20 protein-coding genes and 1 tRNA gene are annotated in these 19,765 nt (G+C 46.5%); 17 read left to right on the forward strand and 4 right to left on the reverse strand.

Features of this window, described 5'->3' with window-relative positions:
• The first annotated feature begins 23 nt into the window (after positions 1–23).
• The 3 genes from B3Z75_RS12645 to B3Z75_RS12655 all read left to right on the forward strand — a co-directional run bounded on the left by B3Z75_RS12645 (position 24) and on the right by B3Z75_RS12655 (position 2,240).
• Positions 24–1,187, forward strand: coding sequence for a TlpA disulfide reductase family protein (locus B3Z75_RS12645; protein WP_294072316.1), 1,164 nt, complete (start codon positions 24–26; stop codon positions 1,185–1,187).
• Positions 1,188–1,337: 150 nt separating this feature from the next.
• Positions 1,338–1,808, forward strand: a complete 471-nt coding sequence (gene greA, locus B3Z75_RS12650) for a transcription elongation factor GreA (protein ID WP_294072319.1) — start codon at positions 1,338–1,340, stop codon at positions 1,806–1,808.
• 33 nt (positions 1,809–1,841) lie between these two features.
• The gene (locus B3Z75_RS12655) at positions 1,842–2,240 is read left to right on the forward strand and encodes an HIT family protein (protein WP_294072322.1); all 399 of its coding nucleotides are present in this window, start codon (positions 1,842–1,844) and stop codon (positions 2,238–2,240) included.
• A 239-nt stretch (positions 2,241–2,479) separates the two neighbouring features.
• Here the strand turns inward: B3Z75_RS12655 and coaA are convergent, their stop codons facing one another.
• Complete coding sequence (coaA, locus tag B3Z75_RS12660) at positions 2,480–3,430, reverse strand: type I pantothenate kinase (protein WP_294072325.1); 951 nt, start codon at positions 3,428–3,430, stop codon at positions 2,480–2,482.
• Positions 3,431–3,589: 159 nt separating this feature from the next.
• Positions 3,590–5,485 (reverse strand): molecular chaperone HtpG, encoded by a 1,896-nt coding sequence (gene htpG / locus B3Z75_RS12665; RefSeq protein ID WP_294072328.1) that lies wholly within the window; start codon positions 5,483–5,485, stop codon positions 3,590–3,592.
• Positions 5,486–5,879: 394 nt separating this feature from the next.
• Here htpG and B3Z75_RS12670 point away from each other — a divergent pair, with 394 nt between their 5' ends.
• Together B3Z75_RS12670 and B3Z75_RS12675 are read left to right on the forward strand one after the other, a co-directional pair.
• A complete protein-coding gene (locus B3Z75_RS12670) occupies positions 5,880–6,398 on the forward strand; it encodes an RNA polymerase sigma factor (RefSeq protein WP_294072331.1) in 519 nt (172 codons plus the stop codon).
• Between the two features lie 133 nt (positions 6,399–6,531).
• Entirely contained in the window at positions 6,532–7,467 is a 936-nt protein-coding gene (locus tag B3Z75_RS12675) for a calcium/sodium antiporter (protein ID WP_294072334.1), read from the forward strand.
• A gap of 19 nt (positions 7,468–7,486) precedes the next feature.
• Here B3Z75_RS12675 and lon read toward each other — a convergent pair whose 3' ends face one another.
• Positions 7,487–9,961 (reverse strand): endopeptidase La, encoded by a 2,475-nt coding sequence (lon, locus tag B3Z75_RS12680; RefSeq protein WP_414702900.1) that lies wholly within the window; start codon positions 9,959–9,961, stop codon positions 7,487–7,489.
• A gap of 106 nt (positions 9,962–10,067) precedes the next feature.
• Here lon and B3Z75_RS12685 point away from each other — a divergent pair, with 106 nt between their 5' ends.
• The 12 genes from B3Z75_RS12685 to B3Z75_RS12740 all read left to right on the forward strand — a co-directional run bounded on the left by B3Z75_RS12685 (position 10,068) and on the right by B3Z75_RS12740 (position 19,371).
• On the forward strand, positions 10,068–10,784 hold the full coding sequence (locus B3Z75_RS12685) for a tRNA1(Val) (adenine(37)-N6)-methyltransferase (protein WP_294072340.1): 717 nt from the start codon (positions 10,068–10,070) through the stop codon (positions 10,782–10,784).
• Positions 10,785–10,987: 203 nt separating this feature from the next.
• Complete coding sequence (locus B3Z75_RS12690; protein ID WP_294072342.1) at positions 10,988–12,613, forward strand: sialidase family protein; 1,626 nt, start codon at positions 10,988–10,990, stop codon at positions 12,611–12,613.
• Between the two features lie 104 nt (positions 12,614–12,717).
• Positions 12,718–13,254 carry a hypoxanthine phosphoribosyltransferase gene (hpt, locus tag B3Z75_RS12695; protein WP_294072344.1) on the forward strand — a complete coding sequence of 179 codons (537 nt, stop codon included), beginning with the start codon at positions 12,718–12,720 and terminating at the stop codon, positions 13,252–13,254.
• A 134-nt stretch (positions 13,255–13,388) separates the two neighbouring features.
• Positions 13,389–14,087: an energy transducer TonB gene (locus tag B3Z75_RS12700; RefSeq protein WP_294072347.1), complete on the forward strand. Its 699-nt coding sequence runs from the start codon at positions 13,389–13,391 to the stop codon at positions 14,085–14,087.
• Positions 14,088–14,156: 69 nt separating this feature from the next.
• Positions 14,157–15,134 (forward strand): polyprenyl synthetase family protein, encoded by a 978-nt coding sequence (locus B3Z75_RS12705; RefSeq protein WP_294072350.1) that lies wholly within the window; start codon positions 14,157–14,159, stop codon positions 15,132–15,134.
• 156 nt (positions 15,135–15,290) lie between these two features.
• Positions 15,291–15,845: a hypothetical protein gene (locus B3Z75_RS12710; protein ID WP_294072353.1), complete on the forward strand. Its 555-nt coding sequence runs from the start codon at positions 15,291–15,293 to the stop codon at positions 15,843–15,845.
• The gene (locus B3Z75_RS12715; RefSeq protein WP_294072356.1) at positions 15,845–16,636 is read left to right on the forward strand and encodes a TatD family hydrolase; all 792 of its coding nucleotides are present in this window, start codon (positions 15,845–15,847) and stop codon (positions 16,634–16,636) included. The genes B3Z75_RS12710 and B3Z75_RS12715 overlap by 1 nt, the downstream gene beginning before the upstream one ends.
• A gap of 119 nt (positions 16,637–16,755) precedes the next feature.
• A tRNA-Ser gene (locus B3Z75_RS12720) sits at positions 16,756–16,843 on the forward strand.
• 102 nt (positions 16,844–16,945) lie between these two features.
• Positions 16,946–17,749: a MotA/TolQ/ExbB proton channel family protein gene (locus tag B3Z75_RS12725; protein WP_294072359.1), complete on the forward strand. Its 804-nt coding sequence runs from the start codon at positions 16,946–16,948 to the stop codon at positions 17,747–17,749.
• A gap of 5 nt (positions 17,750–17,754) precedes the next feature.
• A complete protein-coding gene (locus tag B3Z75_RS12730) occupies positions 17,755–18,234 on the forward strand; it encodes a hypothetical protein (RefSeq protein WP_294072362.1) in 480 nt (159 codons plus the stop codon).
• 43 nt (positions 18,235–18,277) lie between these two features.
• Positions 18,278–18,910: an ExbD/TolR family protein gene (locus tag B3Z75_RS12735; protein WP_294072365.1), complete on the forward strand. Its 633-nt coding sequence runs from the start codon at positions 18,278–18,280 to the stop codon at positions 18,908–18,910.
• 2 nt (positions 18,911–18,912) lie between these two features.
• On the forward strand, positions 18,913–19,371 hold the full coding sequence (locus B3Z75_RS12740; protein WP_294072368.1) for an ExbD/TolR family protein: 459 nt from the start codon (positions 18,913–18,915) through the stop codon (positions 19,369–19,371).
• Positions 19,372–19,447: 76 nt separating this feature from the next.
• On the opposite strand, the gene B3Z75_RS12745 is transcribed toward B3Z75_RS12740, so the two are convergent.
• On the reverse strand, positions 19,448–19,765 hold a 318-nt coding region (locus B3Z75_RS12745; protein WP_294072371.1), incomplete at its 5' end, for an SPASM domain-containing protein.

Consider the following 19,765-nt stretch of genomic DNA (forward strand, 5'->3'; position numbering starts at 1 on the left):
AATTAAATAAAGATACTTTTTTTATGAATAAGATTACGAAAAGAATTGTATTGACAGCCTTGCTGATTGGCGGAGTGCTGACAGCATGCAAAAAGGGAGACGTTTTCCGGGTCAGTGGAAATATTGATTCTGCCATGGGCGATACGCTTTATCTGGAACATCGCGGACTAGCAGGAGTAGAAAAGCTCGATTCGGTAATTCTTGAAAAAAACGGGTCGTTTTCCTTTAAACAGCCGGCGCCTGTAAATCCGGAGTTTTATCAACTGCGTATTGGAAATCAAATTGCGACTTTTGCCGTGGACTCGGTGGAGACTTTGCAGGTTTCGGCCGATGCATCCGATTTGTATCGCTCCTTCACCGTGGCCGATTCACCGGTAAACAATCAGCTGAAGGAGGTGGATCTCCTTGTGATGCAGACAGCCGGTAAAATAGAAGGGCTGGAAAAACAACACAAAGCCGGATTGATGGAAGACATGGCTTTTATTGCGCAACTCGATAGTGTCCTGAACGATTACAAAGGAAAAATTACTCGCCTTATCCTGGGAAATCCAGGCGGTGCTGCTGCTTACTATGCGGTTTTTCAGAAAATAAACAATTATCTGATCTTCGATCCTTATAACAAACAGGATTACGCCATGTTCGGCGCCGTAGCTACTTCGTGGAATCGTTATTATCCCGGAACGGAGCGGACCAAACATCTTTATGAGTTTACGATGAATGCCTTGAAAGTACGCCGCCGGCAGGAACAACAACAGGAGCTACTGCAGAACGTGCCTGTGGTGACGGGAACCGGACTGCCGGATATCGTGCTGCAGGAGGTGAATGGAGAGAAAGTGTCCCTGTCTTCATTACGGGGAAAAGTGGTGTTGCTCGATTTCGTGGTGTACAATGCCGACTTCTCCCCAAAACACAACATGGAATTGAATGCCCTTTACCAGCAGCACAAGTCGAAAGGTTTCGAAATATACCAGATCTCGTTCGATTCCGACGAGCACTTCTGGAAAATATCGGCCGACAATCTTCCCTGGATTACCGTCCGTGATCCACAGTCGGTGAATACACGTTTGCTGGCCATGTATAACGTGAGAGAAATTCCTACAGCCTTCATCCTGAACAGAGAGGGTGACGTGGTGGCCCGTGTGGAGGATTATGCAAAGCTATCGGCAGAGTTGAGTAAAATGTGGTAAAAATTTATGCGCTAAAATTTGGTTTTTCTGAATAAAGCGTTTATCTTTGTGACAATTACATCATGGAAAAAGGGAGTTCCGGTCTTATGCAAAGGCCGGAATTCTTTTTCATTGTGTTGAGTATTCATAAAATAGTAAAACAAAAAAATTATGGCAGTTACTTACATGACCGAAGAGGGCCTTCGGAAATTGAAAGAAGAATTGATAGAATTGGAATCTGTACAGAGGCCCGAAATTTCGCGACAGATTGCGGAAGCCAGAGACAAAGGTGATTTGTCGGAAAATGCTGAATACGATGCAGCCAAGGAGGCGCAGGGAATGCTGGAGGCTAAAATTGCTCAACTGAAAAGTCTTATTGCTACTGCCCGGCTGATCGACGAGAGCACCATCGGCACCGATGAGGTGAAAATTATGAACAAGGTCACCATCAAAAACGTGCAGACAAAAAAGACGATGACCTATACCCTTGTGTCGGAAAGCGAAGCCGATCTGAAGAGCGGCAAAATCGCCGTGAACACACCCATTGCCCAGGGATTGCTGGGAAAAACGGTGGGCGATGTGACCGAGATCGTCGTCCCTTCGGGAACCCTGACATTTGAAGTGATCGATATATCCATTTAAATCATCAGCTTATCGCTGTCATTCTCTTTTACTATGGCAACTATTTTTAGCAAAATCATCGCCGGCGATATCCCGTCGTATAAGATAGCCGAGGACGACCGCTATTATGCTTTCCTTGATATTCATCCCATGGCGAAGGGTCATACGCTGGTCGTTCCCAAACTGGAAACAGATTATATTTTTGATCTGGACGATGCACAGTTGTCGGGATTGATCCTCTTTGCAGGCAAAGTGGCAAAAGCCATCGAAAAAGCGATTCCCTGCAAGCGGGTGGGCCTGATGGTGATCGGACTGGAAGTGCCGCATGCCCACGTGCATCTCATCCCTATCCAGAAAGAGGGGGATATGAGTCTCTCTAACCCTAAATTGAAACTTTCGGAAAGCGACTTTGCCGAAATTGAGCAGAAAATTCGCAACGCCTACGAATCATAATCCAGTATCGGCCGTTTCTGGCTTCGCGATCTTCTTCGAGTCAGTTTCTTTTCCATTTCGTTATATTCCCTTTATAGACACTATGCAAATATGGGGATATAATGAAGGTATAGTAAGGGTAAGATAAGGGGATGCCAGTCCTCGTATAGCCAATGTTCCTCGAAACACACACACGGAAATGAGGTGGTTCCGTTTTTCTCCTGCCCGATGTGCTGTTTGTCTTTTTGGCAAATCTCCTTTTAAATTTTCCGGATGCGAACGCCTCTGACAAAATGGCACTCGCCCTTTTCCAGTATGAGGTCGGCCCGGAACCGTGTAGGAAGTATATTTTGTTGCAGATTCTGTAAATTGATATCGTCCCACACTTTGTTGGCGAACTTCATCAGTTTCTTTTCGGAATAGGATGCATATTTGTGGAAATAGGAGTTTGGATTCTGAAAGGCGGTCTGTTGTAGTTTCTTAAATCGCTCCAGGTACCATTCGCGCAGATTTTTCTCGCTGGCATCCACATAGATAGAGAAGTCGAAAAAATCAGACACGAACACACGTCGGCGCGTTTTTTTATTCGACGACACCTGCAACACGTTGATTCCTTCCACAATCAGGATATCGGGCCGTTCAATAGTCTGCAATCTGCCGGCAATCACGTCGTAATATAAATGGGAATAGAGAGGTACCTCCAGGACTTCTTTTCCTGATTTTACAGCGGCAAGAAACGACAGCAACCGCCTGGCATCGTAACTCTCCGGGAAGCCTTTCCTGTTTAATATTCCCCGATGCTCCAGCTCAGCGTTGGGATATAAAAAACCATCGGTGGTGATAAGCTCTACTTTTGGCTGTCCCGGCGTCATGGAGAGCAGCTTCTGCAGGACACGTGCCGTGGTACTTTTCCCGGCGGCAACACTTCCTGCGATGCCGATGATGTAGGGGATGGGGTTGCTGGTGTTGTCGAAAAACTGGTCCCTCTCGTCGTGCAGGTGTCGGTAGTGCGTAATGTGTATCTGCAGCAGCCGGATCATCGGGATGTAAATGTCTTCTACCTCCTCGAGCGTGAGTGGCTCGTTGAGTGCCTGCAGCTCGGTCAGGTCGATGTCGGAAATGGGAAACATGGGATGCTCTTCCAGCTTTCGCCATTCTTCGCGTGTGAAAGCACGAAAAGGAGAGTAGGTAACCTCGTAGGCCTTATTCATTGAACTGTTTTTGTTGCAAAGATAAAGCAAAAACCGATAAACAAAAGGTTGTTTACCGGTTTTATTCGATCGCGAAATGGCCCGAATGGGGGAGTCATCCCCCGCTCTATAAATGGTATGTCGTGTTTAACCGCAGCTTTACGAAGCAAGTATATCGGTTCAGATCATTTCGAAACTGCGTTTCACGAAATTGCTCAAAGCCTCCCCTTTCAGCATGCCGCTGGAGAGAAGCGCCAGGTCGACCATCTGCTTGAGTTTGCCCTCGGAGGTGATCTGGGCGATCAGTTCCTCTTTGTCTTTGGCCTCGCTCTCGTCGATGAGTGCTTTAACAAATGGATGCTGTACATTCAATACAACCTGGTACGTGTCGGGCATCTCGCCGTAAAATGCCATCTGCTGTTGCATGGCCGCCATCTCCTTCATGCGTCGTGAGAACTCGTTTTGGGTAATCTGTACCGGTCTCGATGCCTCGCCCAACTCTTTGAAGTCGATGCTGAACTCGGTTTTTTCCATCGGGGGCAACTGTGATTTTACCGTTTCGGTCACAACCTCCTTCTGTTTGTCGCTGAGAGAGACCTCTTTCTTGTCTTCTTTTTCGATCAGATGTTCCACGGTGTCGCTATCTACTCTCACAAAACGGGTTTTGCCCAGTTTCTGTTCCAGTAGCCCCATCCAGTGCACATCCAGTTGTCCGTCCATCATTAGCACGTCGTATCCCTTCTCTTTGGCCGCATCGATGTGTGCATACTGTGTTTCCCTGTCGTTAGCATAGAGACAGACAAGGTCCCCGTTTTTGTCGGTCTGAGCCGCTTCGATCAGGGTTTTGTACTCCTCCATCGTAAAGTAGTTGTCTTCGATGTTTTTCAACAGTGCAAACTTGGCTGCCCTGTCGTAAAACTTCTCTTCAGAGAGCATGCCGTACGCAATGAAGAGTTTCAGGCTGTCCCACTTCTCTTCAAATTGAGAACGCTCTTTCTTGAAGAGTTCCTCCAGCTTGTCGGCAACTTTTTTGGTGATGTGGTTCGATATCTTTTTTACATTGTGGTCGCTTTGCAGGTATGAACGGGATACGTTGAGCGGAATGTCGGGCGAGTCGATCACGCCGTGTAGCAAAGTGAGGAACTCGGGAACGATTCCTTCCACAGAATCGGTGACAAAGACCTGGTTGCTGTAGAGCTGGATCTTGTTGCGTTGCAGGTCGAGATTGCTCTTTATTTTCGGGAAATAGAGTATCCCTGTCAGATGAAACGGGTAATCCACGTTCAGGTGAATCCAGAACATCGGCTCGTCCATAAAGGATAACGGATACAGATCTCTGTAGAATTTCAGGTAATCCTCGTCTTTCAGTCCTGCCGGCTTTTGCTTCCAGAGAGGATTCACGTCGTTGATCACGTTGTCTTCTTCCGTGTCGACGTAGTTGCCCTCTTTCCATTCCTGTTTTTTGCCGAATACAACCGGCACGGGAAGAAACTTGCAATATTTCTTCAGTAGCGTGTCAATTTTACCTTTTTCCAGAAACTCCTTGTTCTCATCGTCCAGATAAAGGATGATATCTGTTCCGCGATCCTGTTTATCGGTCTCCTCCATGGTAAACTCGGGCGTGCCGTCGCACGACCATTTCACTGCGGGAGCTTCCTCCTTGTAGGACTTTGTCACAATCTCTACCTTCTTCGATACCATGAATGAAGAGTAAAAGCCCAACCCGAAATGGCCGATGATGCCGTTTACATTGTCTTTGTACTTGTCCAGAAAATCGTTCGCCGAAGATAGTGCAATCTGGTTGATGTATTTGTCTACCTCTTCGGGTGTCATCCCGACTCCCCGGTCGGAGATGGTGAGCGTTTTCTTTTCCTTGTCCAGAGAGACCTTTACCGACAGGTCTCCCAGTTCGCCTTTAAAATCACCTACATCGGAGAGTGTTTTGATCTTTTGGGTCGCATCCACGGCATTCGAAACGATTTCACGCAGAAATATCTCGTGATCACTGTAGAGAAACTTTTTAATAATGGGGAAAATGTTGTCGGTAGTGACCCCTATTTGTCCTTTTTGTACCATATAACTATGTTTAATGTAATTGTTATTGTCGCTCCGCGGCACGATTCGTCAGCATGAGTGCCTGCATGACAGATTTGCAAATAGTATGCCACAAACAGTGTCGCTTTTTTATCCGGTGAAATGAGGATCCGGGGTTGTTTGGAATCTGTCTAAACTGTTTTTGAGTGTGCAATTGTAGTTGATTTTGATAACCAGTAAGAAGATATTGATGCGATTTATGGCTAATTGACACAGTTTTATACCCATGTTTGCAGCCATAAGTTTCTGATAGACAGCGGTGTTAGTTTTGATCAATTTTTATTAACAATCATTAATCGTTTTTTTGTGGAAAACATCATTTGTTTTAAATTTATCTCTCTATATTTGCATGTAACACAATTAAAAGTCATTGCTTATGAAGTCAAAGATTTCTTTCGAAAAACAGCTTTTAAGCTTGCAGGACAACATGTTTAATTTTGCATTGACGTTGACTGCCGACAGAGAGGAAGCCAAAGATTTGTTGCAGGAAACAACACTTCGTGTACTGGACAACAGAGAAAAATATTATGAGAACGTGAATTTCAAAGGATGGGTATTTACCATCATGCATAATATTTTTGTAAACAATTACCGGAAAATAGTCAGAAGCCAAACCATCATCGATAAAACAGAAAATCTCTATCATCTGAATCTCCCGCAGGATTCGGGTTTCGATACTCCGGACGGGGCTTACACAATCAAGGAGATTAACAAGGCAATCAATAGTTTCACTGACGAATATAAAGTGCCCTTCTCAATGCATGTCTCCGGTTTCAAGTACGAGGAAATTGCAAAACACCTGGAGTTGCCAATCGGCACCGTTAAAAGCAGAATATTCTTTGCCCGCAAAAGGTTGCAGGAGATGCTGAAAGATTTCCGGTTTTATGCCGAATGAAATTTGTTCATAAATAAAAGAAACCTCTTCACGAAGAGGTTTCTTTTTTTAATAAAGATGCATACCTTTGCATCGTTTTTTTAGGTTATTTCCACGCAGGGAGTTATTATTTTAGTTTTACAGTTAGAAAAAAATGGAGATTGTTTGGTTATTGGTGTCGCTTGTAATACTTTATTACGGAGCGGAAGGTTTGGTGTCGGGTGCTGCCTCGCTGGCAAAACGTGTAGGGATAAGTCCCCTGGTAATCGGATTGACCATTGTGTCGATCGGCACCAGTATGCCGGAATTGATTGTGAGTGTGAAAGCTGCCATGAACGGTCAGAGTGCGCTTTCCATCGGCAATGTGCTCGGGTCGAACTTTTTTAATATCGGCCTCATTCTGGGGTTGTCTGCCATTATTTACCCGTTGGCAGTGAAGAGGCAGTTGCTGAAGCTGGATGTGCCGGTGATGATTCTTACGGCCCTGTTGTTCCTCCTGATGTTTATCGATCACAAGATTGCCCGCTGGGAAGCGCTGGTGTTCATTCTGTTGTTTCTTGCTTATGTGTCTTATCTGCTGTTCGGTTCAACGAAAAACAGATCGGTCGTGGAGGAAGAGGAAAATGAAATAAAACTGAGCAAACACTGGGCCCTTGACATTCTGTTTATTGTTGCGGGACTCCTGGCGCTGGTATATGGTTCCGATCTGCTGGTGGTGAATGCAACGCTGATTGCCACCCGGCTGGGAATGTCGGAAGCGATGATCGGGCTAACCATTGTGGCGGCGGGTACCAGCATGCCGGAACTGGCCACTTCGGTAGTGGCAGCACTTAAAAAGCGTTCCGATATTGCCATTGGCAACGTAGTCGGTTCCAACATATTCAACATTCTCTTCATCCTGGGTGTGGCCGGGCTTATTCATCCCATCAGCACACCCGAGATCAACTATGTAGACAGCCTGTTTGTTATTGGAATCAGTCTTCTTTTGTGGTTGTTCATGAAAGCCGGATCACGCATCACCCGCTGGCAGGGAGCTGCATTCATTGCTTTTTATCTGATGTACTTTTCCGTGAAACTTGCAACAGGGTAAAAAAATAAGCCATTATGGCTTATTTTTTTTCGTCCGGTATTGTGAAGTTTTTTGGGTGATCTACCTTTTGTTCCATGAGTGCCAGATCAATCACTTCCTTTACGTCGCTCACGTAGTGAAAAGTTAACCCCTTCAGGTAATCGGTTTTAATCTCGTCGATGTCTTTCCGGTTCTCTTTGCAGAGGATGATATCCGATATTCCCGCCCGTTTTGCCGCAAGAATCTTTTCGCGGATTCCTCCCACAGGGAGCACCTTGCCGCGCAAGGTGATCTCGCCCGTCATCGCGAGATTGGGACGAACTTTGCGTTGTGTGTAGAGGGAGGCGAGCGAGGTAATCATGGTGATACCGGCAGAAGGGCCGTCTTTCGGAATAGCTCCTTCCGGAACGTGGATGTGTGTATTCCAGTTTTCAAATATTCCGGAATCGATATCGAGTTCCAGTGCATGCGAATGGATATACTCCATGGCCAGCATTGCCGACTCTTTCATGACCTCTCCCAGGTTGCCCGTGAGGGTAAGCTTCGAGCCTTTTCCCCTGCTGAGCGAACTTTCCACGTAAAGGATCTCACCGCCCACAGCCGTCCAGGCCAGGCCGGTAACCACTCCCGCATATTCGTTGCCCTGATACTTGTCCCTCGAATATTCTTCTATGCCGAGGTATTCTTTCAGATCGGAGATCTTCAGTGATTTCGGATACGTTTCGTCGGAGGCAATCTTACGGGCCACCCTGCGCATTACTTTTGCAATTTTTTTGTTCAGTTCGCGTACACCGGACTCGCGCGTGTAGTGTTCGACAATCTTTTGAAGTGTGGGCTTGGGAATGACAAACGCTCCTTTTTCAATTCCGTGGTTGACAAGCTCCTTGGGAACAAGGTGACGATAGGCAATCTCCACTTTTTCTTCCGTGATGTAACCACCCACGTTGATCAGCTCCATGCGGTCGAGCAGCGGCTGAGGAATAGCGTTCAGATTGTTTGCGGTAGCAATAAAGAGCACTTTCGACAAGTCGTAGTCGATGGAAAGATAATTGTCGTGAAACGCCGTGTTTTGTTCCGGGTCGAGTACCTCCAGCAGTGCCGATGAGGGATCGCCCCGGAAATCGTTTCCAATCTTATCCACTTCATCCAGCACGAAGACCGGGTTCGACGTGCCTGCTTTTTGAATGTTTTGAATGATGCGTCCCGGTATAGCACCGATATAGGTACGCCGGTGCCCGCGAATCTCCGCTTCGTCGTGCAACCCGCCCAGCGATACACGCACATATTTGCGGTTCAGTGCCTCGGCAATGGACTTTCCGAGCGATGTCTTGCCCACTCCCGGAGGTCCGTACAGACAGAGGATGGGCGATTTCAGATCACCCTTCAGCTTCAGCACCGCCAGGTGCTCAATGATGCGTTCCTTCACTTTCTCCATCCCGAAATGATCCCTGTCCAGTATCTTTTGAGCATTCTTCAGGTTGAAATTGTCTTTGGTATATTCATTCCAGGGCAGCTCCAGGATGGTTTGCAGATAGCCAAACTGCACCGAGTAGTCTGGCGACTGCGGGTTTAACCGTTCCAGCTTCTGTATTTCTTTCTCGAAGGTCTCAGCCACTTCGGCATTCCACTTTTTCTCTTTTGCCTTCTTTCTGAACTCGTCAATTTCAATCTGCTGCGTGTTGCCACCCAGTTCCTCCTGGATGGTTTTGATCTGCTGCTGCAGAAAGTATTCTTTTTGTTGCTGATTCAGATCTTCGCGCGTTTTCAGCTGAATGTTCATCTTTAACTCCAGTATCTGTGACTCGCGGTTGAGGATCATCAGCAAGCGGTATGCCTGTTCCTTCTCATCGTTGATCGCCAATAGCTCCTGTTTTTCCCGGCTGTCGATGGGGAGGTTGGTGGCGCAATAGCTGATGAGCATGTCGGTAAACGATTCGTTGCTGAGTGTCTGTAGCAGCTCTTTCGGAGGTTCGCCCAGCAGGTGCAGCATGTGCAGCATGGTGTCTCGGATAGAGTCCAGAATTGCGTTGAACTCCTTATCCTCCTTCGATCCTTTCTGGTAGTCCATTAATTTAAATGTCGCCTTGATGAACGGTTCCGTCTGCGTGATCTCAAGCCACTCGAAACGTTTCTTTGCCTGGACGATGATGCTCAGGTTGTTGTCGGCAAGCTCGATCACACGAATCACTTCGGCAATGACGCCGATGTGGTAGAGATCGTCCTTATCAGGATTTTCAACGCTTGTGTCTTTCTGGCAAACCAGTCCGATATAGCGTTGTTTTTTGCCGAGTGACCGGATCAGATCCAGTGACTTCTTTCTTCCTACTGAGATAGGGAGTGTACTTCCGGGAAAGACAATGGTATTTCGCAACGGAAGTATCGGCAGGATTTCTTTCAGATGCGCTTCGTCAATGTCCGTATTGCCGTCGATAAAGTCGCTGGCAATAAAGGAAATGATGTTCCCTCCGGAATCTTCGTCGCCTATTGTACGTATTTTGAATGGATGCATATTCATAATTTTATTCGTCATCAAAACGGGAAAATGGCTACTTTTGTTTTGTAATGTGGAATATAATTCCTCAAAATCCGTGCCAAAGAGGCAATCACCAATTTAAAAGGAGATGAGCAATCCATTTTTTCGCTTTAAGCAATTTACGGTGTACCACGACCGGTGTGCCATGAAGGTGGGAACCGACGGCGTACTGATTGGAGCATGGACAGACGTCACTTGCAGCAATGAAATCCTGGATGTGGGAACCGGTACCGGACTCATCGCCTTGATGATGGCGCAGCGAAATCCTGCTGCCACGATTACGGCAATCGATATTGATCACCACGCTGTAACACAGGCAAGGGAGAATGTCGGCAATTCACCCTTTTCTGACAGAATGACCGTGGAACAGCAGGACTTCCGAGTGTGCGCTCCTCAATGGCTGGCAAGGTTCGATCTGATTGTGTCGAATCCACCCTATTTCAAAGACTCCCTCCCGTCTCCCGATGCCCGGCGTACAAAGGCAAGACATTCCGTTTCCCTCACATTGCAAGAACTGCTGCTTTCCGCTGGAATTTGTCTGAAACCGGAAGGGGTGCTGGCGCTGATACTTCCTTACGACAAACGGGAGGAGCTGATGCTATCAGCGGCATCGCACGGCTTTTTCCTGAAAAGAGAGACCGTGGTTTATTCTATGCCCGGTTCCCTGCCAAAACGATTGTTGACAGAATGGACGCTGCTGAAGACGAAAAATCCTTTGCGGAACAGTTTGACGATTGAGCACGCCCGCCACCATTATTCCGGTGAGTTTATTGATCTGGTTCGGGACTATTATCTCTACATGTAACCATTCCCTGTGCATACCATCTGATGGGAATGTTTAGCTTTAACGGGACTGAAAAGGCGTAATAAAAGAAATATATTTAATAACTAAACCCTGATTATTCAATATATTTTAGTATTTAGCGAATTTGTGTATCTTTGCGAAGAATTCACGTCGCTTTTCTTGCTGTTGATGAATTCGAATAATTAAACCTAACGACAATAGATATGAGAAAGATTTTATTTATAAACCTGTTGCTGTTCACGATCTTGGCTGTGAAGGGGGCAGATACAATTCAGGTAAAACAGCCCCAAACACCCATTCTTATCGACAGGAACGACAATGTACTCTTTTATATCAGGATCGATGCAAAAGAGACACAGAAATTGAGCGAGATTGCGTTGCAATTTTCCGACGAAGTTCAACTGAACGAGATTGAGTCGGTGAAGTTGTATTATGGCGGAACCGAAGCTGCGCAGCGGAAGGATCAGACCTACTATTCGCCTGTACAATATGTATCGAGCCACGCGGTGGGAAAAACAAAGGATGCCAATCTTTCCTATTCTATCAAAGTGGCCGAAAATCGATTGCCGGACTACAAGGTTGTCTTTTCTCCCGATTACGCGCTTTTCCCGGGGATAAACTATTTCTGGATTGGCCTTCAAATGAAGCCCAATACTTCTATTTTGTCAAAAATTGATGTGGAGACGGTCTCTGCAAAACTCGACGGGAAGTGTGCACCACTCGTTTTTGCCACCGAGAGGACAACCCTCAGAATGGGAGTAGGTGTCAGGCATGCAGGAGACGACGGATCTGCCGCCTTCCGGATTCCGGGTCTGGTAACATCCAATAGCGGCACGCTGCTTGGTGTCTATGATGTACGCTACAACAGCAGTGTTGATCTGCAGGAATATGTGGATGTGGGCCTGAGCAGAAGTACCGACAAGGGACAAACCTGGGAAGCAATGCGGCTGCCGCTGAGCTTTGGAGAGTACGGCGGATTGCCAAAAGCTCAGAATGGGGTAGGAGACCCTTCCATCCTGGTGGACGACGCAACCGGAACTATCTGGATTGTGGCAGCCTGGACGCACGGCATGGGCAACGGCCGTGCCTGGGTGAACTCCCAGGAGGGTAACGGAATGGAAACGACCGCACAGCTGGTGTTGACAAAGAGCACCGACGACGGCAAAACCTGGTCGGCACCCATAAACATTACGGAACAGGTGAAGGATCCTTCCTGGAAATTTCTTTTGCAGGGCCCGGGAAGGGGTATAACCATGCACGACGGCACGTTGGTCTTCCCCATTCAGTTCATCGACTCAGTCCGTGTGCCCCACGCAGGGGTGATGTATAGCAAGGACAGGGGCGAAAACTGGACCATTCACAATCCGGCCCGTTCAAATACCACGGAAGCGCAGGTGGCAGAGGTGTCGCCCGGTGTGCTGATGCTCAACATGCGTGATAATCGTGGTGGCAGCCGTGCGGTGTCGGTCACGACAGACCTCGGGAAGAGCTGGACGGAACATCCCTCTTCACGAAGCGTCCTGCAGGAGCCGGTGTGCATGGCAAGCCTGTTGAACGTGCGAGCAGAAGATAACCTGCTGGGGAAAGATATCCTCCTTTTTTCAAATCCCAACTCTACCCAGCATCGTCATCGCATCACCATCAAGGCCAGCCTCGACGGCGGACTGACTTTTCCCGAAGAATATCAGGTAATGCTCGACGAGGAGTTTGGCTGGGGCTACTCATGCCTCACCCTGATCGACAGGGAGACGATTGGTATATTGTACGAGAGCAGCGTGGCGCACATGACGTTTCAGGCAGTGAAGCTGACTGACCTGATCAAGCAGTGAAACGCGAAAAAAAACTTTCGTGCAGGATCTGAAGGTGAAAAAGTCAAATACATTTTCTCCGAAACATAAAAAGTAGTAATTTTGGCGTTTTAAATTCCGGAAAAGTGAAAGAGGTGATCACCATAAAAGACAAAAAGTTTGACCTGTTCATTGAACAAGAGGTTATCGAACATGAGATAAAACGAGTTGCAAAGCAGATAAATGTTGAGCTGGAAGGCAGGAACCCCATTTTTCTCGCAGTACTAAACGGGGCTTTCATGTTTGCCGGAGAGCTTATGAAGGAGGTATCCATCCCCTCCGAGATCACTTTTGTTCGGCTGGCTTCTTACCAGGGCACTGCTTCTACCCAGAAAGTAAAGGAGGTGCTTGGGTTGAACGAAAATATTACAGGACGTGTGGTGGTGATTGTGGAGGATATTGTGGATAGCGGGGCAACCATGGTTTCTCTGCTGGAAGAACTGGCTCAGTATCAACCTAAAGAAGTGAAGATCGCCACTCTGCTCTTTAAGCCGACAGCTCTGAAGAAGAAGCTCCATATCGATTACGTGGCACTCGAGATACCCAACGATTTTATCGTAGGGTATGGTCTCGATTACGACGGGTATGGACGGAATTTGAAAGATATCTATAAGATAAAGTGAGTGGCCGTGCGGATTGAAAAAGATTCCTTTTGGGGAATTTTCTTTAAAAAAGCGATGGGATATAAAAAAAATACCTATTTTTGTATCCAGAGCATATTGGTAGCAAAACAAGAAGTAGATAAAAATGATTCAAAATGAACAGAGATGAAGTGAAAAAGTCGCCAAAAGCGAATTTGGAAGGGCATAGAGGCACCTTTATCCTGATGGGATTGGTGCTGGGGGTATCCGTTCTCTTCTTCGCTTTTGAATGGTCGACCGAAACAAAAAAACTGGACGAGAGTATTGTTGTCCAGGATGTTTTGGCCGAGGAAGAAATTGAGATTACTCGTCGCGATGCAACTCCGCCTCCTCCACCCCCTCCACCGGAGCCGGAAACACCAGAGATCATTGAAGTGGTGGAAGAAAAAGTGGAAACAACGCTGAAGATTCAGGTTGAGGACGACCAGTCTCAACGACAGATGCAAACCTACGTTCCGCCCCCACCTCCAAAACCCAAACAGGAAGAAGTAACCGAGGAGATCTTTGTGGTGGTAGAAAATCAGCCCGAATTCCCGGGAGGAAATGCAGCCATGATGAAGTTCCTGAGCGACAATATCAAATACCCTGTCATTGCTCAGGAGAACGGTATTCAGGGTCGTGTGATTTGTAACTTCGTGGTAGAAAGAGACGGAAGCATTACCGATGTGCAGGTGGTTCGCGGGGTTGACCCGTCACTCGACAAAGAAGCTGTACGCGTGATCCAGCAGATGCCCCGCTGGACACCAGGTAAGCAGCGCGGTCAGGCAGTACGTGTGCGCTTTACGTTGCCCGTAGTGTTCCGCTTACAAAATTAACGTAGTGAACAACGTATAAAAACTGCTTTTGAAAACCAAAAGCAGTTTTTTTTCTTACATACCGATCTTATGAACTCTAAAATAGCTCTATTCGAAGAAATGATTGGCAGTGCCATCGACACGCTGTTTGCCGATGATCAGCCTCGCACCCTGTTTGATCCGGCAAGGTATACGCTTTCGCTGGGAGGCAAGCGCCTTCGCCCCTTGTTGACCCTGATGGGGGCCGATCTGTTCGGCTGCGAGGCCGAAAAAGCCATGAACCCGGCACTGGGCGTTGAGATATTTCATAACTTCTCTCTGTTGCATGACGACCTCATGGATAAGGCGGATATGCGCCGGGGAAATCCCACCGTCCACAAAAAATGGAATGCAAACAGTGCAATCCTATCGGGCGATGCTATGGTTATTGAGGCGTACCGGTACATAACCAGGGTGCCTGTTCACCTGCTTCCCGAGGTGCTTGACCTTTTTTCGACCGCTGCCATGCAAATTTGCAAAGGACAGCAATATGATATGGATTTTGAAAAGAGACTCGACGTGTCGGAACAGGAATATATCGACATGATACGCCTGAAAACGGCAGTGCTTATAGGCTGTGCGTTAAAAATCGGAGCCGTGATTGCGGGTGCTGATCCCCAAGATGCGGATCATCTGTATGAATACGGAATAAACATCGGGCTTGCTTTTCAGTTAAAAGACGATCTGCTGGATGTTTATGGCGACCCCAACACATTCGGGAAAAAAATCGGAGGGGATATTCTCTGCAACAAAAAAACATTTCTGTTAATTAAAGCACTGAAAAATTCGGAGAAATCACAAAGAGAGGAGCTGGAGATGTGGCTCTCGGTATCCGATGTTGATCCGGAAGCAAAAATCCGATTTGTTAAAAAAATATATGATGAATTAAATTTGAAGATCATTACCGGGAATCTCATAGAAAAGTATTACCTTGCATCGTTGGATTGCCTTTCGTTGATCAGCGTTCCGGAAGAACGGAAAAGAGATCTGGTTGAGTTGTCGGAAAATCTGATGAATAGAGAAAAGTAAGTTTCACTTAAATAATACATGCCATATCGTCGTTTGCCAAATACGGACAGTGCTCGTTTAAAAGCTTTGAGAACAGCTGTTGAAAAAGCTGCAGACACGGATTTTCGAGAGTTGTCGGTTTCTCCCCATTTGATTACGGAAGCAAAAAGTACATTGATGCACTTTGAGCGTCTTTGTGGCCGCTACCAGCAGATGTACGACACCCAGGTACAGGCCAACAAGCTGTTTATGGTAAAAGCAAAGAATGCCCGCATGTATCTTTCCCATTTTGTACAGGTATTGTACATGAGTATCCTGCGAACGGAAATAAAAGAAGAACATCTCTCCCTTTATGGGTTGGAAGAGTGTAACATGATTGTGCCGGACATCTCCACGAACGAGCAACTGCTGGAGTGGGGCCAAAAAATTATTGAAGGTGAAAATGCCCGCATATCGCGCGGAGCCGTACCCATATACAATCCCTCTATAGCCAAGGTGAAAGTGATGTATACCTTATTCAAGGAGGGATACCAAACACAGAAGCTACACCAGAAGGCTACCACACGGGTGCAGGACGAAGTGGCCGCATACAGGGAGAAGGTAGATCAATTGATCCTTGACATTTGGGAAGAGGTGGAAAGAGATAATATGGACCTTGCCACAGATCAACGGCTGGATAGAAACCGGCAGTATGGAGTAGTGTATTATTACCGCAAGGGAGAACAGGTCTGATGAAGTTGATTGATACGCACGCTCATTTGTATACGGAGGAATTTCGGTACGACCTGGCCTCTGTGGTTGCCCGGGCAAAAGAGGCAGGAGTGGAAAAGGTGTTGTTGCCCAACATTGATGAAACGACCATTGACAAGGCAAAGGCTACCGAAGCACAATATCCCGGCTTCTTCTATTCCATGATGGGGCTGCATCCCACCAGTGTAAGATCCGGCTGGGAGCAACAACTCGATACGATTTATGAAGCACTCCTTCGCGGTAACTACGTTGCCGTTGGGGAAATAGGCATAGACCTTTATTGGGACTCCTCACTGCAAACGGCTCAAACCGACGTGTTCGAAGAACAGCTTACATGGAGCATAGAAAAAGACCTTCCGGTATCCATCCATTTCCGGAATGCCACGAAAGAGGTGATCCGGAGTATCAAGCGAACGGGACAAGAAAAGTTGAGAGGAGTATTTCATAGTTTTGGAGGTACAGTAGATGAGCTGGAAGCTATCCTGGAATTGAAAAATTTTTGCATTGGAATCAACGGCGTACTAACCTTTAAGAATTCCGGATTGGCAAAAACACTCAGAAATTGTCCACACGACAGGGTAATTCTTGAGACCGATGCACCTTATCTTGCGCCCGTACCCTTCCGGGGAAAAAGGAATGAAACCTCATATTTATCCCATATTCTGACGAGTTTGGCCGATGTTTGGGAGATAAGCCCGGAAGAAGCGGCCGGTATAACCACCAACAATGCCAGGGAGTTATTTGGTTTTGATAATGATAAATATAAGTTTTAAAAAAATATTTGCTTGTAGAGGGTGCATATAATCGATAAATTCAGTAATTTTGCTCCCCAGATGGAACGCAAATGATTTTTTTTTTGTAATTTGCACCCGTTTTAACGGGAATCTCCATTGGAGAGATGCTCGAGTGGTTGAAGAGGCACGCCTGGAAAGCGTGTATACGCCAAAAGTGTATCGCGGGTTCGAATCCCGCTCTCTCCGCAGAAATTAAACAGTCACATTTCATTTGGGACAACAACACAAGAAAATCAATTATAAATACAAAAAAATCAACGATCATTAATCAAAAAAATTGAACACACAATGAAAAAGTTATTTGCAATTTTAGCAATCCTCGGAATGATGTCCGTTGGATTGTCTTCGGTTCTTTTCGCACAAGACGCAACTCCGGAAGAACAAACAGAACAAGTAGCTGCAACACCTGTAGAAACTGCACCTGCTGCTGTACAGGAAACATCTACCGGTGGATTTCATCAGGCCTTGAAGGTGAAATTTATTGAAGGTGGTGCAGGTTTTATGAGTTCCATCGCTATCTGTTTGATCCTTGGTCTCGCTTTCTGTCTCGAAAGAATCATCTACCTGAGCCTTGCTGATGTGGATCCTGATGCATTCCTCGGCAAAATTGGCGAAGCTCTTGACAGAGGTGATGTAGAAGCTGCAAAAGGTATTGCCCGCGACACTAGAGGCCCGGTAGCTTCCATTGTATATCAGGGATTGCTTCGTTTGGATCAGGGAGCGGATGTTGTTGAACGTTCTATTGTATCATACGGTGGTGTACAGTCTGGTTTGCTGGAAAGAAACCTCTCCTGGATCACCTTGTTCATCGCGATTGCTCCGTCACTCGGATTCCTTGGAACGGTAGTAGGTATGGTTATGGCTTTCGATGATATCCAAAGAGCAGGGGATATGAGCCCGACGATTGTAGCCGGTGGTATGAAGGTGGCTTTGATCACGACCGTGGGTGGTTTGATTGTTGCCTTGATTCTCCAGGTTATCTATAACTATATCCTCAGCAAGATGGAAGGTATCCTGAACAAAATGGAAGACGCATCCATCACTTTCCTTGATCAGGTGATCAAATATAACGTTAAATACAAAAACTTGTAATCGCCATGGCTGTAACGAAAATACACAGAACTTCCAAGACAACCCTCCTTATCGGTGTCGTCGTTTCGATACTGGTGATGGCCTTGTTTTATCTTGGAGGTCAAACACCGGCACAAGATAAAATTGTGGCCGACTTGAGTCAGCCCAAGTACACTGATATTGTACTCTATTGGTCCTATATCCTTCTGGCAATCACAGTGGTTGTGTTGATCGGATTTGCGATATCTGCTTTCTTAAAACAGTTGAAGGAAAGCCCGAAAAAAGCATTAAGCGGGTTCCTGGTTCTGATTGGACTGGCTGCCATGCTGTTTATCACGTTTGCTATGGGAAATGGTACGCCGTTGAATATTCCCGGATATTCCGGTCCCGACAACGTTGCCGGAGTACTGAAAATGACGGATATGTGGCTTTTTAGCTGTTATATCATGCTAACGCTTACCGTGTTGGCGATATTGGTGATGCCCTTTGTCACAAGAAAAAAATAGTTGCACGGTTCTCAAAGAGAACAATTAAAAAAGAGGTAAATTTATGCCAAAAACAAATAGAAAAGTTCCGGGAATTAATGCCAGCTCCATGGCTGACGTTTCATTCCTGTTGCTCTGTTTCTTCCTGATGGTTTCGAGCATGGATACCGACTCCGGATTGGCACGCCGTTTGCCACCACCGCCACAGACCGAGGAACAAACCTCCGTAGATGTGCAGCGCAGGAATTTGCTGGTGGTATTGGTGAATGCACGAAACGAAACGTTGGTGCAGAACCAGTTGGCCACACATCTCTATGCAAACGAGGATGAATTGCGAGGCGATGGCGGACAGGTACCCTTGAAAGACGTGGTGAAGGAGTTTGTGCTGAATACACAAAACAGCCCGGTACTTCCTGAGTTGACCGAAGAGGATTTTGGTGCACCTATCGGCACAGTCCCCGTAACGGCACAACATGTTGTATCCATCCAGAACGACGCCACCACAAGCTACAAGGCTTACATTGCCGTACAGAACGAAGTGGTGAGAGCATACAACGAACTGAGAGAAGAAGGCTCCCGTAAATATTTCAATACATCGTACGAGGATTTGACGGAACAACAGCAGGAGCAGATCAATAATCTGTTTCCTCAACGTATTTCCGAAGCTGAACCTAAAAATTATGGAGGAGGACAATAATCATGGGAAAATTTAATAAGAGTGGTAAAAGAGAGATGCCGGAGCTGAATACAGCTTCCATGCCTGACTTGGTTTTCGCCATCCTGTTTTTCTTTATGGTTACCACCACAATGCGTTCGGAAACATTGATGGTCAGAATGAAATTGCCTACTGCCTCGGAAGTTCAGAAACTGGAAAAGAAGTCTCTGGTTACCTATATCAATATAGGCGCTCCCATGGATACAAGATTGGGTACAGGTACCCAAATGCAGTTGAACGATCGCTTCGCTCAGGTGTCCGAAATTCAGGACTATATTGCCCAGGAAAAGGCAAGTATGAACGAAGCAGATCAGCCACTGATGACTGTTTCCATTAAAGCAGACGAAGAAACGCGCATGCAATACATTACAGATGTAAAGCAGGCATTGAGAAAAGCCTACGCACTTAAAATCAGTTATTCTGCCCGCAAAGGGGAAAATTGATTCGAGACACAGGCTTCGAGTTATTAGAAAAACCGAATTCCTTGGGAATTCGGTTTTTTTGATTTAAATCTTGTTCTTATTGTGGATTTCCCTGCTTTACCCATTCCATTACGTTTGCTGGCGGCCTTTTTGCCAGTAGTTCCTGTTTCATGAAGTCCATATATGGCATCACATGGCGAAAGAACGCGTAATAACCTTTGCAAAGATAATTTAATCCCTTGTTTCCGTATCGGTCTTTCAGGAACCTGTTCTTGGGACATTCGCCGTAGCAGGCAAACAGCACGTCGCATTCCCGGCACTGCTGTGGCAGCGTGTCAAATTTGTTGTTTCCAAATGTTTGTTGCCTCTCCGAATACATCATCGATGTAAGCGTGTTGCTGTATATGTTGCCCAG

Source organism: Proteiniphilum sp. UBA1028 (assembly GCF_002316955.1).
Classification (GTDB): domain Bacteria; phylum Bacteroidota; class Bacteroidia; order Bacteroidales; family Dysgonomonadaceae; genus Proteiniphilum.